This window comes from Myxococcales bacterium (assembly GCA_016699535.1).
Lineage (GTDB): Bacteria > Myxococcota_A > Polyangia > Polyangiales.
The window spans coordinates 3,462,634-3,480,815 of the sequence record CP064980.1; the positions used below are offsets into that span (position 1 = coordinate 3,462,634).

The 18,182-nt window shown below is 49.5% G+C and carries 17 protein-coding genes; 5 read left to right on the plus strand and 12 right to left on the minus strand.

Annotated elements, in window-relative coordinates:
* Nucleotides 1–31: 31 nt before the first annotated feature.
* The 10 genes from IPJ88_16285 to lon all read right to left on the minus strand — a co-directional run bounded on the left by IPJ88_16285 (nucleotide 32) and on the right by lon (nucleotide 10,982).
* A complete protein-coding gene (locus tag IPJ88_16285) occupies nucleotides 32–778 on the minus strand; it encodes a hypothetical protein (GenBank protein QQR89721.1) in 747 nt (248 codons plus the stop codon).
* Nucleotides 779–1,360, minus strand: coding sequence for a hypothetical protein (locus IPJ88_16290; protein QQR89722.1), 582 nt, complete (start codon nucleotides 1,358–1,360; stop codon nucleotides 779–781).
* Nucleotides 1,361–1,776: 416 nt separating this feature from the next.
* Nucleotides 1,777–2,562, minus strand: a complete 786-nt coding sequence (locus IPJ88_16295) for an alpha/beta hydrolase (protein ID QQR89723.1) — start codon at nucleotides 2,560–2,562, stop codon at nucleotides 1,777–1,779.
* 2 nt (nucleotides 2,563–2,564) lie between these two features.
* Nucleotides 2,565–3,122 carry a hypothetical protein gene (locus IPJ88_16300; GenBank protein QQR89724.1) on the minus strand — a complete coding sequence of 186 codons (558 nt, stop codon included), beginning with the start codon at nucleotides 3,120–3,122 and terminating at the stop codon, nucleotides 2,565–2,567.
* 3 nt (nucleotides 3,123–3,125) lie between these two features.
* Complete coding sequence (locus tag IPJ88_16305; GenBank protein ID QQR89725.1) at nucleotides 3,126–4,181, minus strand: DbpA RNA binding domain-containing protein; 1,056 nt, start codon at nucleotides 4,179–4,181, stop codon at nucleotides 3,126–3,128.
* A gap of 873 nt (nucleotides 4,182–5,054) precedes the next feature.
* Nucleotides 5,055–5,792 (minus strand): response regulator transcription factor, encoded by a 738-nt coding sequence (locus IPJ88_16310; protein ID QQR89726.1) that lies wholly within the window; start codon nucleotides 5,790–5,792, stop codon nucleotides 5,055–5,057.
* 14 nt (nucleotides 5,793–5,806) lie between these two features.
* Entirely contained in the window at nucleotides 5,807–6,874 is a 1,068-nt protein-coding gene (locus IPJ88_16315; GenBank protein QQR89727.1) for a HAMP domain-containing histidine kinase, read from the minus strand.
* Nucleotides 6,875–6,942: 68 nt separating this feature from the next.
* Nucleotides 6,943–7,350 carry a hypothetical protein gene (locus IPJ88_16320; protein QQR89728.1) on the minus strand — a complete coding sequence of 136 codons (408 nt, stop codon included), beginning with the start codon at nucleotides 7,348–7,350 and terminating at the stop codon, nucleotides 6,943–6,945.
* A 21-nt stretch (nucleotides 7,351–7,371) separates the two neighbouring features.
* Entirely contained in the window at nucleotides 7,372–8,385 is a 1,014-nt protein-coding gene (locus tag IPJ88_16325) for an NAD(P)-dependent glycerol-3-phosphate dehydrogenase (GenBank protein ID QQR89729.1), read from the minus strand.
* Nucleotides 8,386–8,519: 134 nt separating this feature from the next.
* Nucleotides 8,520–10,982 (minus strand): endopeptidase La, encoded by a 2,463-nt coding sequence (lon, locus tag IPJ88_16330; protein QQR89730.1) that lies wholly within the window; start codon nucleotides 10,980–10,982, stop codon nucleotides 8,520–8,522.
* A 133-nt stretch (nucleotides 10,983–11,115) separates the two neighbouring features.
* On the opposite strand from lon, the gene IPJ88_16335 reads away from it, so the two are divergent.
* Nucleotides 11,116–11,577 carry a D-tyrosyl-tRNA(Tyr) deacylase gene (locus IPJ88_16335; protein ID QQR92066.1) on the plus strand — a complete coding sequence of 154 codons (462 nt, stop codon included), beginning with the start codon at nucleotides 11,116–11,118 and terminating at the stop codon, nucleotides 11,575–11,577.
* A gap of 60 nt (nucleotides 11,578–11,637) precedes the next feature.
* On the opposite strand, the gene IPJ88_16340 is transcribed toward IPJ88_16335, so the two are convergent.
* On the minus strand, nucleotides 11,638–12,696 hold the full coding sequence (locus tag IPJ88_16340) for an FAD-dependent oxidoreductase (GenBank protein ID QQR89731.1): 1,059 nt from the start codon (nucleotides 12,694–12,696) through the stop codon (nucleotides 11,638–11,640).
* Complete coding sequence (locus tag IPJ88_16345) at nucleotides 12,693–13,301, minus strand: FAD-dependent oxidoreductase (protein ID QQR89732.1); 609 nt, start codon at nucleotides 13,299–13,301, stop codon at nucleotides 12,693–12,695. The genes IPJ88_16340 and IPJ88_16345 overlap by 4 nt, the downstream gene beginning before the upstream one ends.
* Before the next feature lie 68 nt (nucleotides 13,302–13,369).
* Between IPJ88_16345 and IPJ88_16350 the strand changes: the two genes are divergently transcribed.
* The 4 genes from IPJ88_16350 to IPJ88_16365 all read left to right on the plus strand — a co-directional run bounded on the left by IPJ88_16350 (nucleotide 13,370) and on the right by IPJ88_16365 (nucleotide 18,069).
* Nucleotides 13,370–14,818, plus strand: a complete 1,449-nt coding sequence (locus tag IPJ88_16350; protein QQR89733.1) for a sulfatase-like hydrolase/transferase — start codon at nucleotides 13,370–13,372, stop codon at nucleotides 14,816–14,818.
* 137 nt (nucleotides 14,819–14,955) lie between these two features.
* Nucleotides 14,956–16,017, plus strand: a complete 1,062-nt coding sequence (locus tag IPJ88_16355; GenBank protein ID QQR89734.1) for a hypothetical protein — start codon at nucleotides 14,956–14,958, stop codon at nucleotides 16,015–16,017.
* Between the two features lie 31 nt (nucleotides 16,018–16,048).
* Nucleotides 16,049–16,495, plus strand: a complete 447-nt coding sequence (locus tag IPJ88_16360; GenBank protein QQR89735.1) for a GatB/YqeY domain-containing protein — start codon at nucleotides 16,049–16,051, stop codon at nucleotides 16,493–16,495.
* On the plus strand, nucleotides 16,492–18,069 hold the full coding sequence (locus IPJ88_16365) for a hypothetical protein (GenBank protein QQR89736.1): 1,578 nt from the start codon (nucleotides 16,492–16,494) through the stop codon (nucleotides 18,067–18,069). Before IPJ88_16360 ends, IPJ88_16365 begins: the two co-directional genes overlap by 4 nt.
* The last annotated feature ends 113 nt before the right edge of the window (nucleotides 18,070–18,182 follow it).

Genomic DNA, 18,182 nt, shown 5'->3' on the forward strand with positions numbered 1-18,182 from the left:
GCTCTGATTAGAAAATATTGAGCAGCACAGCTCAAAGCGACGGCCTTGCAGCACGGCGGACGCGCCAGACAAGCACGAGCATACTTGCCAATAGCAGGCAAACCCCGAAAAGAAGCCCAAGAAGGCCCTGAAGCAAATTGGCAGAGGCCACTGAGACTTCAAACGGGCCAACCCAACGGAGTACTTGAGGCTTGTGCACCAGATGCGGAACAGCCAGCATGATCACCGTCACATTGTCCGGGCGAAGCCCCTGGACTGCGCCAGCGACGAATTCCTTTATCTTCTCGTCGCCCAAGGACGAAGGCAGTTTCTGAAATTTGATCAAAACGGATGCACGGCTTGAACTTGATGAACTGTCCTCCCAGAGCTGCTGCTGCGCAAAGCTAAATGCACATCGACTTGAACAACACCGTCGATCGATAACAAGCTCCGCTCTAATTTCACGGCCACTGAGTTTTCGTAGGCTTCTTTTGATGCCACGCACTGGAAATAAATGGTTTTGCTTTTGGGGAACTCGGTGGGAATCCATCCCTTTTGTTGGCAGTGCTAAGCTTCGTAAAGTCTGCAACGCCAAAGGAGCCTGGCTGTTTGAGACCTTCACTTGGTAGCGGCCTCGAGATAGACCGACATTACGCGAATCTTTTGTTGCGTGGATCCCCTGCGCGGCCAATGCTTTGAGTACCTGATCCGCTTGCTCTTCGCTGAGGCGACTCTCTATTACCGTTTCACACGCCAAACAAAAAAAACAAAGGATCGCTACGAAGTAAACTGTTTTCACTCAATCAACCCTGAATGTAAAAGTGGCACCCATTCGAGGTGAAGAAAAACTAGGGAACTTTACTTTACGAACCTGCGCAACAACGCAGGACTTAAAACTTGCGCTACCTGCATGGACACTTGCACCAAGCACGCGTCCACTACCCTCAATCGCAAGGTCGATCCGCACCGCGCCAGGACGGCTTGCACTGCGAAGCTCGGCTCCCACACAGTTACTTAACGACCTCATGCTACGATTCATAACAGAGGCTATCTGCTCGGAGCTCAGCGTGGCGATGTCGTTTCCGCCGCTAACATCACCGAGATCCACCGCTTGGTTCATGGCATCTTCGTAGGACAAATCACCACTCCCACCGCTCTTGTTTTTGGCACTTCGGCCGCGTTTGCCGCGGGGTGCATTAAGAATACCCGCTTGTCCTTCAAGCTGTATTTCGCCTCGTTCGTATAAACCCGCAAGATCGGGATCACTTTGATCTGAATCCGCGCTTTCACGCGTCATCACATAACCTGCTACGCCTAAACCCAGCGCTCCGATAATTCCGAGTCCCACCACGATTTTAAATAAGTTACCGGCTCGTTCCATGCGCTCAGAACGCTCCAAAGCCGTTTTCTGCGTCTGGTGTTGGATATTGATCTGGTATTGCTTAAAAAAGCGGAGAAAAGTGGCGAATCACCCAACGTTGACTGCTCGCGAGTATCGATGTTGGTAAGGCCATGTTCTGCTCGCGCACTGCCATCCATGACCATGTGCACCAGATCTCTGCCAGAAAAAGGTCCGTGATCCAAACCATCTTTCATTAGCATCCAGCGAGGCGCATCGTTTTTATCATTGCGCTAGTTGTTCTTGAAGATTCGGCGTGGGGTTTGAAGACATTGTTCTTTGCGTTATCTGTCATAGACACTGATACTGGTTTGCTTATGGCATGTTAGATCCATAAGTGTAGCGAAGCTCTATGAGCTTGGCCAAGTTCAGCACGGAGGAGAAAGTAGCACCTTTGCCTACCCCTTAGAAGACACATTGTCTGCTACAAAGGCAGCAAGCTCCACCCAAAATTCCTGCCAATTGGGCGGGCAATCGTTGTGATCCGCATCGTAGGCAATTAGTTTTCCCTTTTTCACGCAGCGCTTGAGTCGCTGTGCATGACTAAACGGTATCAGCTTGTCTTTGGTCCCATGAACAATCAAAACCGGAAGATCCAAAGATTCCAAGCGGGTTTGATTATCAAAACGATCTAAAACAAGCCATGACGGGACCAAGAACTTACGTACAACATTCGGAATGCTTGTAAAGGTCGACTGCACAACCATGGCCGCAGGAGGCACTACCTCCGCCAAAGCACAAACCACACCACCGCCAAGCGAACGACCATGAAAAAGAATCCGAGAAGCATCGATACGCGGGTCTTTCTTTAATTTTTCTAGAAAATAAACCATGTCCGAAAGGATATTGGCTTCGGTTGCTTTTCCAGTGCTTCGCCCGTAACCCCGGTATTCCGGCAAAAACAAGTGAAAGCCGTTGTTTCGATACCAGTCCAACGGCTCGAGCCATTGATCGATCAACTCGGCATTGCCGTGAGCGAACACGACGAGAGGCAATTTTTCTTCCGCACGGTGATGACATGGGGCAAACCATGCCTCAACACTGAGCTGCCCCTCTTCTCGGTACCAACGTTCAACATCGTATCCCGGATCAGGTCGTTGCTCTTTTGCAGGAGCAAGATGCTTTGGAAAAATAAAAGTACGTTGCCAACCCAGTAGTTTAGCCGCTACATCGTGCCCAAACATAACTAGTTGTCTTTTGCTTTCCTTTGAAAGGTTAAACTTGTCCTTGTAGTCCTTGGCGCATTGGTTACCGGAGCGCGAAAATGGCCGGAAACGATTTGCTTCTCGAAACATCGTGTGACTTCCTGAGGCAGGCTAGACGATCGAACATCCGCTCGCGTCACGCGTCCGGTTTCCATAATGGTCGCTTCCACACTAAGCGTAACCGTCGCTGTCGCTTGTTTTGCAATGTCCGAAGAGACACAACTGCTGGCAGCAGCAACAAGCTGCTTGAGCTCTTTCTCATAGTCACGCTCTTCAGTCTTCTCGGATGATTTTTCCTCAGCCTCGTCTTCGGAAAAATCAAAATGAGGAGCTTTCCCTGGCTGACTTTCCTCACCACTGCGCCTGGGAGACGAAGATGAAGAATGCTTTTTCGGCTGCTTCGGCTGGGCCGCTCTATACGGCTCAGCTCTTTTTACACCCCGGCTTACCTCGACAACACTTTGCTCAACCTGCAAATCCTCTGAGTCACCACAAGCAACCAACAAAACAGCACAGCACCCCATACAAACAAAGTTCATGGTTCACACTTTCTTCGCGACTTCGATCTTCAACGAAAGGTCACCAAAGGCTAAGCCGTTTAATGATTCGATTACGCTATCGCTCAGACTCGCAGGTAGTTCGATAAAACTATAGCGATCGCGGAGCTTAATTTGTAGCTTTTCAGCGGCCGGAAGATCAACATGCTCTTTCAGTAGAGTGAGCACCTTTTTGACATCAAAACCGTCTCGCTTCCCAACATTTAGGTAGAGCAAGGTGTTCTGCTCATCGTGAACATGAACAACCTTAGGAGACTCTCGCCTCTTTACTTCATCACTATTCCGGTTGTGTTCTTTTTTCCCCGACGTCGCATTTTCTCTTTGACGCACGTTTGGATTGCTCTCCTGCGCCTCTTTGCTGGGAGCGGCAACTCGCTCAATCCTTGAGCCACGCGCCATTTCATCGACATCCTGCTCCATACCGCCAAACAAAGAAGCGACCATGGCAGAAACATAACGGAGAGATTCAGGATGATTAAGAATACGACTGGCTACCGCTCTATCAATTTCCTTGATCGGTACTTGAGTGAGTGCATCAACCAAATCGAGACGATCAAGTTCTTTTCGAGTTTTCCACTCGCGTTGCGTGGGCAAACTTCGTTCAACGGGAAATATTTTGTACTGCAACCTCAGATAGTAAAGATGTCCAATGTCGGTTGGCCCGATCAATGACAGCGCCGCACCCGTCCGACCTGCCCGGCCAGTACGTCCTGCACGATGAACATACTGCTCTGTTGATTCTGGGAAGTTGTAGTTAATAACATGCGTGATATGCGAAATATCAATGCCGCGAGCGGCAACGTCTGTTGCAACCAAAAACCTGAGTTCGCCGGTGCGGCTTTTCCCAAGCACCGCTTCCCGATCACGCTGAGGCAAATCGCCGTTGATCCAGTCAGCATTGAAACCAAGGCGTTGAAGTTCCTTAGCAACTTGCTCAGTCTCTGCCTTGGTCTTACAAAAAATGATTGCGGTATCTGGATTTTCGACTTCCAGCAATGACACCAAATCAGCCGTTCTATTTTTGCCGCTGATAAGATACACAAAATGAGAAACGCTCTTGGCCCCAACTTCGTCGCTTGAAAGAGCAAGCACCATAGGTTCATGGAGAAAACGGTCTGCCACCCGCCGTATCGCTGAATCAATCGTTGCTGAAAAAAGAAGTGTTTGTCGCTCCTTGGGAAGCTTACTAATGATCTCTGTAAGATCCTCGATGAATCCATCGAAAGCATTTCATCGGCTTCATCGAGCACTAAAACCCTTAGCCTTGAAACCTCCAGGGTGCCCTGCTTTAAATGGTCAAGGATGCGTCCGGGCGTACCCGAAACAACTTGAATCCCTTCGGCCAAAGCGCGTACTTGCGTCTCCATGCTCGCCCCGCCGTAAACGGCAAGGGCTTTAATCCCTGAATAATTGGAAAGACGGGAGATTTCATTGGCGCTTTGTACAGCCAGTTCCCGCGTTGTAGCGAGTACAAGCGCCTGCACCGGCCCATTTTCCTCTACTAGTCGATCGACAATCGGAATACCAAAAGCAGCTGTCTTCCCTGTTCCGGTCTGTGCTTGAACAATGAGATCTCTTTTTTGAATGGCGGGCTCGTAACTTGCAGCCTGGACTGGGGTTGGAGTGTCAAACCCCATATCCGCCAGCGCCTTTTGCGTGGATTCCTTTAGATTAAGTGTTTCAAAACCTGTTGGTTTTTGTTCGTTCACGGGGCCTCAGTCGATGTGGATGGAGCATGGTCTGCCACCTGCTGAGTTGCATCTTTTGTTAAGAAAATCTGCGGAATTAGAGATATAAACGCCACCGTTACTACGTAAACAACAAGAATCCAATACACAATCAGACCAGCACGTCTGCCGATCCGACCGGATGATTCAAGAGAGCTTGATTGCGGTTGTGTCATTCGAGGAAGATTCATTCGCCTTTGTTTTCTTTCACCTCTACGTCCTTAACAAGCTTATACCCTACGCCATGAACGGTCAGCAGAAAACTAGGCCGATCTGGACAAGGTTCCAGCTTTTTACGCAATTTAACGATGCAATTGTCGACTGTGCGGTTATTGGGGCCAGCGTGTATTCCCCATACTTTTTCAAGAATTTCGTCGCGACTCAAGGGTTCACCCCGAAATTGCTCTAACAGCGCTAAAAGCGAAGCTTCATAATAGGAAAGGTGTTCAATGTCATCTCCACGCGTAAGCGTGTGCGCTTGCGGATCGATCAGGACATCCCCAATTACAATTTCATGAATCGCGTCGACCCGCCCCTGAACCCGACGCATTATCGCCCGAATGCGTGCCACAAGTTCGCCAATTGAAAACGGCTTAGTCACGTAGTCATCCGCGCCGGCGTCGAGTCCACGGATTTTGTCAATCTCATCACTGCGTGCTGTGAGCATAACAATCGGCACAGTATGATCAATTGCTCTAATCTTTTCACACACCATGAAACCATTAATGTCTGGCAACATAAGATCTAAAATAACGCAGTCCGGCCGAGAGCGTGTCGCTTCAGAGACTCCCTCTTGACCCGTCTTAGCATGAACGACTTGATAGCCCTCAAACTGCAGCGAGTCGCATAAACCAAGAGCTAGCGAAGGGTCATCCTCGACCAATAAAACTTTTGCCTTTGCTTGGGACTGCTTAGTTACCGTCATAAATTACCACGCCATCAGTGCCATTCTTGCGCGTCTAATTTGGATACAGGAATACTGAAGCCAACCTTCGCGCCTCCCTTTTGTTTGTTTCTCGCCCATGCCTGGCCACCATGCGCCTCGGCGATATATCTCACCAACGACAGCCCAATTCCTGAACCGCGAACTTGCCCTGTACTTCTGCTCCTAAAAAACCGCTCAAAAACACGCTTGATGTCTTCTTTGGGAATACCCGGCCCCTCGTCGGCCACGCTGAGCTGTAACATGCCAGCTTTGTAGCGCAAGCCAACGTCGACCGCTGTCCCACCACCGTATTTTGCCGCATTATCTAACAAATTGATCACCGCCAATAAGATAGCTTGGTGGTCAAAAGCCACGAGAGGAAGATCTTGTTCGATGGTTATGCGAATCTCAATGCCTTCTCGCTCGATGCGGTATCGAAAGGTTTCGACGGCATGCAACACGACCTCACCCAGATTGCCTTTACGCATTTCATAGCGCTGCTTGCCGCTCTCCAATGCGGAAAAATCCAAAACATTGTCGATAAGCGTGCTGAGACGCTCACTCTCCTTGCATATGATCTCCAGATACTGTCCGCGCTTCTCCTCAGAAGGGACTCGTCCTGCACGCAAAAGATCGGAAAACATTCGGACTATTGAGAGTGGTGTTTTAAGTTCATGCGATACGTTCGCTAAGAACTCGGTCTTGCGTATATTTAACTTTCGTTCTTTTTCCACCGCATAGAGCAAGAATGAAACGCCCATCACAACCACGGCAAAAGCGAAAAGCAAGAGCCCAACTTCATTGTAACGGCGCGTGCGACCTTTTGCTTGAAGTTGCGGGGCATGCTTCGGAGCGATTTGAAGCCGCCACGCATAGAGCGTCGTTGGAAAACGTCGACCTACAACATAGTCGCCGGCATCCGAAAGCGAAACGCCAAACATCCGACGATTGTTTGCATCCACCACATTGTACAAATGCTTGGAAGCTTCGCCTCTAAACAAGGCTGGAAAAAGATTACGGATCACGTAACCAAGGTCATGTTGAAGCACCAAGTAGTAGCGATGACCTTGAAGCCATCTCATTTCATAGGAAAGTAGATAGTATTTTCCTTTTACGTCTTTATGCAGATGTTGCAGCTGTTTTGTGTTCTTCAGATTGTTCGAAATCTCTGGCAACAAAGTGTTGTGGAAGACTTCCAAAAACTCGGTGCGATGCTTTTTTTGCCAGCACGGGTCACGAAGGCTACTTGTGACAGCGTGTCGTCAAGAATAATTGAGCGAACACTGGGCGCGCTCTGCTCCGCAAGAGGAACAAAGTCCTGTGTCAATGTATCAAGATGCTCCAACGATACGACGTCAAAAACCGTGTTATCCGCATCAATGATCTGTTTCTCAATACGATCGACTTTTTCTTGAACAAGTAAAAGAACCGATTGAGCAATCGAACGCTCACCCAGTTTTTCAAACTGCGATGCAGTGAGAATGGTGTAGTAACCCAAGATGCAAGCCGCGCCGACAATGGCCGGAAGAAAAATCCAATACAGTCTTTGACGGTTCATTGCTGCACTCAATTTCTCGCTTTAGTCACGTTCGGGGCGAGGTTGTCTCGACATTAAGGTCGCCGCAGCTTCCGATGGAGTTTTAGCTTCATACAAGGTTTTGTAAACTTCTGCGGTTATTGGCATATCAACTTTCTGCTGAAGACTAAGCTCATACGCGCTTTTTGCTGTGGGAAAGCCTTCCGCAACCATTTTCAGTTCATGCAGCGTATCAGCAAGCGAACGTCCTTGACCTAACGCTAGGCCCAAACGGCGATTCCTTGAAAGATCCCCGGTACACGTCAATAGCAAATCACCCATACCAGCCAAACCCGCGAAAGTAAGCGGGTGGGCGCCAAGCTTGACGCCGAGCCTGGAGATTTCTGCGAGACCACGGGTAATCATACCCGCACGCGTGTTATGACCCAACATGAGACCATCGGCGACGCCAATAGCAATCGCAATCACGTTTTTCAGAGCGCCAGCTATCTCCACGCCAATCACATCATCGGTTGTGTAGACGCGAAACCAATCACGGGCAAACCGTGCTTGGACGTCCAGCCCAACCTTCTCTGCTTCAGAAGCCACTACCACCGCAGTCGGCAAGCCCTGTGCGACCTCTTTGGCAAAGCTTGGGCCCGAGATGGCACAAATAAGCGGCGCCATGGATGCTGACAACATGCTTTTAATAGCGTCACATCCCACCATTAGGCTTTCGTTTTCAATGCCCTTGGGAGCGATGACGATGGGCGCAGAACTGGGCAAAAATGCTTTGGCGTCAGTGATAAGATGCCGCAACCCTTGAGTAGGCACGGCCGAAACCACAAAATCAGCGGACTGAAGAGCTTCCTCAAGATCGGCTGTAACCCGCACATTATCGGGCAGAGCAAAACCCGGCAGATAGGTCGCGTTTTCACGACTCGTCAGCATCTGCAAGGCATGATCAACGCGTCGAGACCATAGCCGAACATCCTTCTCACTTTCAGCCAGCATCCGTGCAAGCGCTGTTCCCCAGGAACCTGCACCCAGGACCGCTATAGTGCCTCTATCAACCATGACGAGACGATACCTAAAGCCACGCTATGTCGCTACTACAACTTTGGTTAGTAAGAAGCCTAAAGATTAGGGCGTGTCCGGACATTCCGGACCGAGGGAAAAATCGCGAGATTCGAGCCGCTCGAGGATACCCCCTAGGTTGCCGAAGCAGTCATTCCTTCATTTTCAGCGCTTTTCTTATCTTTTTCGCCACTGTTTGCGTTAAGTTCCAGCTTTTCTGGGTGCTCTAGGGCATTGGCAAGAACTTCATCCATTTTGGTGACGTAAACAAATTCAAGCGTGTCACGAATTTCCTGCGGAACTTCCTCAATATCTGCAGAGCATCGCTCCGGCATGATAACTCGCTTGATGCCGGCGCGGTGGGCAGCAAGGACTTTTTCTTTAATTCCGCCGACGGGCAACACTCGGCCTCGCAGCGTAATCTCTCCAGTCATGGCCACATCGTGACGAATACGAATGCCAGTGAGCAGCGAGACGAGTGCTGTCATCATCGTCACACCAGCGCTTGGACCATCTTTGGGCATGGCGCCTGCTGGGATATGAATATGGATGTCGCTTTTTTCCAAAAAGTCTTCTGGAATATGGAGCTGCTTGGCACGAGCACGTACAAAACTAAGCGCAGCTTGAGCAGACTCTTTCATGACCTCGCCAAGCTGTCCGGTCAACTGAAGTTTGCCTGTGCCTTGCATTCGCGTCGCTTCGATGAACAAAATCTCTCCACCCACGGAAGTCCAAGCCAAACCAGTAGCAACTCCGGCTTCTTCGGTGCGCTCGGCGACCTCGGAAGTAAAGCGTGGTGGTCCAAGGAAAGGACGCACATCGTCTGCTTGCTCGACAGCAAATGGGCCGAAGTCACCCTCGGCAACTTTCACTGCAATACCTCGAATAACCGAAGCAATCTGCCTTTCGAGATTTCGTACTCCCGCCTCTCGCGTGTAGTAGTCGATCACTGCCTCGAGAGCCCCATCTTTAACTGACAAGATCTTTTCGGTAATTCCGTGCTCCTCGAGTTGCTTTGGCACCAAGTGCTGACGCGCAATGTCGAGTTTTTCTTTGCGTGTGTAACCCGGTATTTCCAGGATCTCCATGCGGTCACGAAGCGCTGGAGGAATGGTGTCACCAACGTTTGCCGTAGCAATAAACATTACCTTCGATAAGTCGTAGGGGATTTCTAGATAGTGATCCGAGAAGGTATCGTTCTGTTCCGGATCAAGCACCTCAAGCAGGGCCGCCGCAGGATCGCCGCGAAAGTCATGACCAATCTTGTCGATTTCATCCAGCATGAACACGGGATTAATCGTGCTCGCCTTTTTCATGCTTTGAATCACTTGCCCTGGCAGCGCTCCAACATACGTACGGCGATGGCCACGTATCGCAGCTTCATCGTGCACTCCGCCCAAAGACATACGGACGAACTTGCGTCCCAACGCGCGGGCAACCGATCGTCCGAGCGAGGTCTTACCCACACCGGGAGGTCCAATTAGACAGAGGATAGGCCCCTTCTTGTCTTTTTTAATCTTTCGAACAGCCAGATACTCTACGATGCGCTTTTTAACTTTCTCAAGCCCGGAATGATCTTCGTCAAGCACTTTACGCACCGACGGAATATCCATTTTGTCCGTCGTGGCATGCTTCCACGGCACATCCAAAATCCAATCAATATAGGTGCGAACCACCGTGTATTCCGCAGAGCCAACTTGCATCGAACGCAGACGCTTAAGTTGTTTGCGCGTTACGCTGTCTGCCTCTTTTGGCAGATGGGTTTTGACAATTCGCTCCTCGAGCATGTCCAAATCACTTTGATCGCCATCTTCCTCACCAAGCTCTTCTTTAATAGCTTTGAGTTGTTGGCGTAGAACGTACTCCCTTTGGTTTTTCCCCATTTCCTCTTTTATTTGGGAGTTAATGCGATCACGCATTTTGAGTATTTCGAGTTGCCGAGTGAGCAATCGAAGGACTTTACGAATTCGTTCTTTCGGATCAATCGTCTCGAGCAGTACATTTTTTTCATCGACCGGAGCATCAAGATTGGCAGCTACCAAATCTGAGAGTTGCCCAGGCTCTTGTATCGAATCCACCAGAGAGCTTGCTTCACGCGGAAGTTCAGGCATCAGCTGGATGACTTGCTTTGCAATATCTCGAAGCGACATGGAAAGAGCTTCTGCCTCCACGTCCTCTTGCTTGATTTCGGCGATCTTCGAGACGCGCGCCTTGAGATAAGGCGAGCTCGAAGTAACTTGCTCTAAACGGATGCGCCCAACACCTTGTAAAATTAAACTGTAGTTTCCAGAAGAATGCTTTAAAGCTTTGAGCACCCGAGCAACAACACCCACAGTGTACAAATCATCTTGGCCTGGATCATCAGTAGCCGGATCGCGCTGAGAGAAAATCCCGATGAGAGTTTGCGACTGATTTTCTAGATCTTCTACCAAAGCAACGGACTTTTCGCGCCCCACATCAAACGGAGCAACCGCTCCGGGGAACAAAACCGCGTTGCGAATGGGAAGAACCGCAAGTTCCGAAGGAACCTCGATATCCTCATCAGCCGGGGGCAGCTCAATCTCTTCTTCTACTGTCTTCTTTTCGTCGTCAGACATTACTCACCTTGTTTCAAGAACTAAGCCTATCTTTGCACAAAACTATTGAACTTAGCCAACTTAGTCACGCCCTTTCGCCGGGGCAAGGACTTAATGTACACATGCCATTGTAATGGTGGTATTCTTTAGGGAAATGCGGGGAGTCGTACAACGTGTGCAAAGTGCGATGGTCAGGGTCGGAGAGAAAACCACCGGTTCCATCGGTGCTGGACTGTTAATCTATCTTGGGATCGGAAAAACTGACCGAACCGAGGACGCAGAAGCTCTTGCCAAGAAGATCAGCCAACTACGAGTCTTTGTTGATGATAAAGACAAAATGACCCACAGCTTGCTCGATTTGCAGCATCTCAACCGTCCGTCAGCAGCACTGGTTGTTTCACAGTTTACATTATTTGCAGATCTGAGCCGAGGACGACGCCCCTCTTTTCATCTCGCTGCTGACCCTATCCATGCTGAAAAACTTTATTTGCATTTTTTGAACGCCCTTGGCAATGAAGGCGTCTGTGTTGAACAAGGACGTTTTGGTGCCATGATGCAAGTTCACAGCATTGGGGATGGCCCTGTCACTTTGTGCATCGATACAAACGAAGCATAAATCACCGGATTTTTCTTCATAGTAAATACAGACGGTGGCACTGGCGCAGGTTGCTGGCGCTCAGACCCAATGTCGATTGTCTGAAACCAATTGCCGGTAGTGTGTGATTTCCGAAGCCTTTTGCTCATCACTCCAGTGTAGGAGCTCCGCCATGCATGTGGCTACGGCCTCCACAGCATCGAGCCCTTGGCTGGATTCCCTAAAATACAATTGCGTTCGGCGCACTAAAACATCTTCAAGACGAACGGCAAATTCCTCTTTAACAGCCCAGAGCACCTGAGCCATGATTTCAGCTCGCCCGGTGACGATTGCTTTTAACAATCCAGGCTGATCGACGGCATGTTGCATAAGACTCAAAGAGCGTACCCCGTAGCTTTGGGCTAGCAATGATGCCGTCTTTGACGACAGAAAATCACCGTATTGCTCAAGCAAATCACTCTCGATGCCGCCCTGCCCTTGCTTAGGCCACCCTACAGCACCTGGAAGTGGTTTGTGCTTCGTCTGCGTAACGGTTGGATGACTCCGCAAAAGTTCTTCTTTGTGCAACCAACTCACAACCTCGTTGGCAACTTCTTTGGCCATTTTCCGATAGGTGGTGAGCTTGCCTCCCGCAATCGAAAAGAAGCCAGGCGACTCCATACGCAGCTCATGCTCTCTACTCATCTGAGACGGCATTAACTTGCCTTTGCTATGTTGCGGTCGCAGCAATGGTCGCAGTCCCGACCAGGTTGCGATTACATCGTCACGACTTGCTTGGGCCCCCGGGAAAAAATCCTTTGCAGCTTCAATCAAATAATCCACGTCCTCTCTGCTGGCGTTAACGTGTTCAGGCATTCCTTCGTAGAAGGTATCCGTGGTTCCGAGATAAGCCTCATCTCCCCAGGGAATGGCAAACATCACTCGTTTATCCCGTGGATGAAAAAGTGCCACGGCGTGTTTCAAGGGAAACTTCTCTTGAGGCAAAACGACGTGAATGCCCTTGGTACAGTGAAGCATCTCATCTTTGGGAGCTCTCGGGTTTTTTCCGCGCGTAAGGTCAGTCCAAGGCCCCGTAGCATTGATGACCGCACTGCATTGCAGGGGCTTTTCGGTATTCGACAGCGTGTCTTTCGCAATCACCGTAAACTGTTTTTCTTCTCATCCCAACTGAAACGCTCGGCTTTGGTCCAGGTTAAAATGGTCGCTCCATCCTGCGCTGCGTCGATGGCGTTTTCGAGCGTCAATCGAGCATCATCCGTCGAACAATCGTAGTACATCGGGACGCCCACAAGATTGTCACGTCTTAGTGCAGGCTCAACCTTGCTCAGTTTGGACTTCGGGATCATCTTGTGCAGCTTGGGCGATCGAAAAAGTGACAAAAAATCATAGAGCCACAAGCCAAGACGTAGCATCCACAACGAAAGAGGCGACGACTTGTATATTGGGAAGAGAAAAGCCAAAGGCTTGACCAAATGCGGTGCAATCTTCAGTAAGATACGCCGTTCGCTAACTGACTCAAACACAAGGCCAAAACGCAGTTGCTTGAGGTAGCGAAATCCACCATGAACGAGTTTCGATGATCTGGAACTGGTTCCATACGCCAAGTCATACTGCTCGAGCAAGACAGCGCTGATACCACGTTCAGCCAGATCGCGAACGATCCCGCAACCGCAGATCCCCCCTCCAACAACCACAACATCGTATGAGCTCTGTACGCGTTGCCACATTTCCGAACGTGAAGGCATGAAAACTATCTCCCATAGCAATACTTCCCGAAATTACCAAAGAATGCTACCTGGCAGGCATTCTTGGTATGCGTACTTACCTAAGGCAGTTTACTTTTTTCTTAGTACTCGCGGCGCCCGCGGTTGTTTCGCGGCTCTTGCTGGTCTCGGCACTCGAGACCGACTGGACGCGCTACGATAGCCGGGGCCTGTGCGCCGACTTGGTCCTATGCTGCATAATTGCTCTGCTTTCGGCGTTGCTTGGTCGGCGAATCCGATGGCTAGCGCTTCCCTTGCCGCTATTATGGATAACCCTATGCTTCATCAACTACGAGCACGCCAAGCTCTTTGATACCGTCGTCGAAATTCGCTACGCCCACTACCTATTCGATCCTACCTTTTTTATGGGTTCTGTTTCTGGCTCATCGCTGCTCCTTCCTTGGCTGATAACATGCCTTGTGGCCTTACCGACTGTTTGGTGGAGTCTCAAAAAGCCTTGGGGCAGATGGACTTTTGCGGGCTTCACCGTGCTGTTGATTGCATCTACCAGCTATTGGCTGGCGCAAGCAGCTTCCCTTGAAATCATGCCTTGGCGTCAACGCAATTTTTTACTGGCCAGCCTCGACTCCACATGGACCAGCCTTCGACTAAAGCACCAAGCGGATACCGACGCACTTCACTATCACAAGCGAACTGAGCGTTTAGAACAAATACTTGTGGCCGATCTAGGACAAGGCCTCCGGATAACGCCTCACGGACGCGGACAGAATGTAATCTGGCTAGTTCTTGAAAGTGTCTCTGGCGCCTATTTGCCTTCCTTTGCCAAAGCCCAGGATATGCGTGCCGATGCACATATGCCCCGACTCGACGCCTGGTTTAAAAAAGGCTTATCCTTTGATCAATTCATTGATCAGCAACGCCAGACGAACAGAGGCAGCTACGCGCTTCTCTGCGGAGACTATCCCAAACTTCGCTCCGACACGCCCAAGATGAGCGAATACGCCGCTGAACGACGACGCACTTGCTTACCCAAAATTTTAGCCGAACTCGGTATGCATACGGTGTACATGCAGTCAGCCCCATTGGGCTTTATGATGAAAGATCATTTCATGAGGGCTGCGGGCTTTTTAGAACTGCACGGCTACGAGCATTTCAATCATGCCTATTCACGAAACAGTTGGGGACCAGACGACCGAGCTTTTTTAGAGCAAGCTTCGGATGACATCATCCACTATCACGAAAAAGAGCAACCCTTTTTCGTAACGCTTCTCAATTCCGGCACGCACCATCCCTACAATAAATTGCCTTTGCTTACCTCGACAGCAGCGTCGATGCCTTTCTTCGAAAACTTCAAAAGCAAGGTGTACTTCGGGACACCACGGTTTTCATTACGAGTGATGAATCTGCAGGGGTTAGTCGCTACAACAACGCAGAAAGCAAACGCCTCACTCACAATTGGGGCATTTTGGGCATCATCGGACCGGGTGTACCAAAACAGCGAACAAACATTCCTTTTTTGCAAAGTGACCTTGCCTTAAGCACCCTTGATTGGTTGGAATATCCATACAAAGCTCTGCATTTTAGTGGGCGAAGCATCTTTCGAAACTATTCGAAAGGCCGTCCTTTGTTTTTTGCAAACACATATTTCCGTCGCGCTTACGCCATCAAAAAAAACGTGCTTTCTATTTGCAATGAGTTTGGGACCCAATGCACCAACTACAAAAGCAGCCCTTCACACCTTTTCAAAGTACCTACCAACGCTCTGAAGGAAACCAGTCCGGAAAATCCTGATTTAGTTTACGTGTCCCACCGCAGCACATTGTGGCAAAAACCCAAGAAAACCATTGAATCGATATCGCTATTGCAAGGGAAACAAACGCTGAGTATTCCCGATGATTTTTTCTTTCATACACTTTTGGGGCAACAGTATTTCCAAATACCTGCGGGGGCATCTGCGGAAGTTGTGATTGACGCAGAGTTGGTAGGCAAGCAAGCTATTGCAAATTTGCGCTACGATTTTGTTAGGAGGCGGGTTCGAGAACGGTTTGGGACCGCTCTACTAAAGGACGGTGACCGTTTTAGGTTGACTTATCGCAAATGGTTTAAAGAACCGGTCGAACGCTTCTCGGTGGACTTGAATGTGTTTCGAGTCAGAGGCCACGATATAAAACTACGGATTCACAAGGCACGCTTCACAACGCATTTACAAAGCTCCCCTCCTCCGGCTCACGACCGTATGTTTTTTGAAACCTCGATTGTCGCAAAAGCCAATCAAAACACGGTAAAGCTTCACATCGATCAGAAGCAGTGGAACTCTTTGGCAACCTGTATGACGCAGACCAAGGAAAACCCTCCTCTATGGCAAGCTAACCACTGTCAAACCGAGATAAGTTTTGAGCTACCGGCTCGATTCTATCCAAAAGGAGCACGGCTGCTTAGCTCTTGGACTGTTCCACAAGATAAAACGATCGATTCGATAACATGGCATCTAAAGGAAGGATTACGTGATACAAATTTAGATAGCTGTACGCTAGACTCGAAACACTACAAAGACAAAGACCCATTCCAGTGCAAACTCGATATTCCCGTTAAGCGCACCGTCGGCCAAGGTGTCCTAGAGATGCATGTCTCTTTGAGTGCCCTGACAACAGTCTCTGCCTTCCAAGCTCCCGAGCTCGAAATAGTCCTTCCCAGCAATCTTTTTGCTAAAAGAGAAAAAACAAAACCAACCCGTTGACTTTTACCTACCTTTTGAAAGGCTCTGTGCCATGGACATTCTTACTCAACTCAGCAGCGACCTTAAAGAAGCAATGCGAAGCAAGGACATGCTTCGCGTAGAAACCATTCGAGGAGCGCTAAGCGCCATTCGCAGTAAAGAAATGGAAACATCAAAAAGCTTGGACGAAGCTACCACCATGGCTGTTCTTAAATCGCTGGTCAAACAGCGCGTGGATTCAATCGCACAGTTCAAAGAGGGCGGCAGAAACGACCTGGTTGAAAAAGAAAGCCTCGAAAAGGAAATTCTCGAAAGCTACTTGCCTGAGGCCCCAGACGAAGCTGCCATCGAAAAAGCAGTGCTCGCGGCTATTGAGCAAAGCGGTGCTAGCGGCATGAAAGATATGGGCAAAGTCATGCAAATCTGTAAAAGCGAACTGGGGCCTACCGTTGACGGAAAAATTCTTAGCAATCTCGTGCGAAGCAAACTCAACGCTTGAAGCTGAAATACAACGCATTGAAGTCAACGCCAACAACGCGAGCTTTTTCTATCACCATCTTTTTTGGTTTTCTCGCGGCTTGTTTTTGGTTGCATGCGCTTAAATCGCCCGAATCAACAGGCGTTGGCGATTGGCGTATGGTTCACCACAATTGGGAAGCTGGTTTTGCATCCATACATCGTGACCATCAGTTTCCTTTCTGGGATCCTTTTCATTGCGGCGGGATAAGCTCGATTGGTAACCCAGAAACACAGCACTTATCACCTTTTTTTTGGCTGTCATTTCTTACCGGACCCACACTAGCAAGCAAGCTGCTTTTGGTAGGACATACCTGGATAGCATTGCTTTCGTTTTTCTTGCTTTGTGTTTGTAGCTTCAACATGTCGAAACTTAGTGCTCTATGGGCTGTACTGTGGAGCTGTTCTGGTTTTTTTGCATTACAGTTCGGTGTTGGACACGCTACTTTTGTACCTTTTTGTTTTGCCCCCCTGCTGCTTCTATGTTGGCAAAAGTCCCTCGACGATTTGCGTTACGCTCTTGCTGTTGCGCTTATCTTGGCCATCACCGTGTTTGAAGGGGGAACTTACCCCTTTCCCTATTTCCTACTCATGCTGGCCATTGACGCTGGAGCTAGACTGCTCGACAAAAAATCAAGCTGGCAGAGCATCGTTTTATCTGGGAGTTTAAGCGCGGTTTTCACCGCACTTTTTTCAGCGCTTCGCATTCTACCTATCTTGGATACGCTAAGGCGCCATCCCCGCGCTATCGAAAGCAGTGATGCTATCGACCTCAAAGGAGCCTTAGGCATGTTCGTGCGACGGGACATGCCGCCAGGTCATCCACCCTATGCCCACAATTGGCACGAGTATACCCACTACATTGGATGGCCCGCTTTGCTTTTAGCTATCGTGGGCATTTTCTTTGCGTGGCGCGCCAGACGCTGGCCCATCTTAATAGCCTTGTGTTTGTTTGTTTCTCTCATGTTTGGCGAACACGGAAATTTTTCTCCGTGGCACATGCTTCATCAACTCCCGATTTTTTCCTCGCTTCGGGTCCCTTCACGCTTTTCGGTAATAGTCGGCTTGTATCTTATCGTGCTTAGCGGATTTGCTTTTGACGGAGTGGTCTCATGGTTGAAAAAGAGGGCCCAATCAAAGACAGCCCAAAGGGCGGTGTTTGCATTTAGCACCATCGCAGCATTGGGCATAGCCGGCGAGGTGTACATTAACAATCTTCGGCATACCGATTTTTGGTTAAGCCCCGCGATCGAGGAGACCGCCTCGAAACACTTTCATCTTATTAGCGCTCCTGACTGGGGCAGGTATTATCCAATCTATGCCTCGCTTCCCGCTCGCAATCTCGGTACAGCTGGTTGCTACCCCTGGGGTATGCAATGGAATGTGTCGAATGAACTTTGGTCTGGGAATGTAGCACAAGTCCGCATCAAACAGGGCCAGGGCAGCATTTCGAGCTACACACAGACAAGCCATCAATGGCAGGTTGATCTACGACTTGATACGCCAGCGCTGCTGGTATTCAACCAAATTGGGATCCTGGATGGCAAAGCTCCATAGGCGACGCATTTGCATTTGATAAACTGCTAGCACTCAAACTTTCCCCAGGAAAACATCGGCTTACCCTACGCTACTCCCCTCGATTGTTTTGGAAGGGCCTTTGGCTCGGCGTC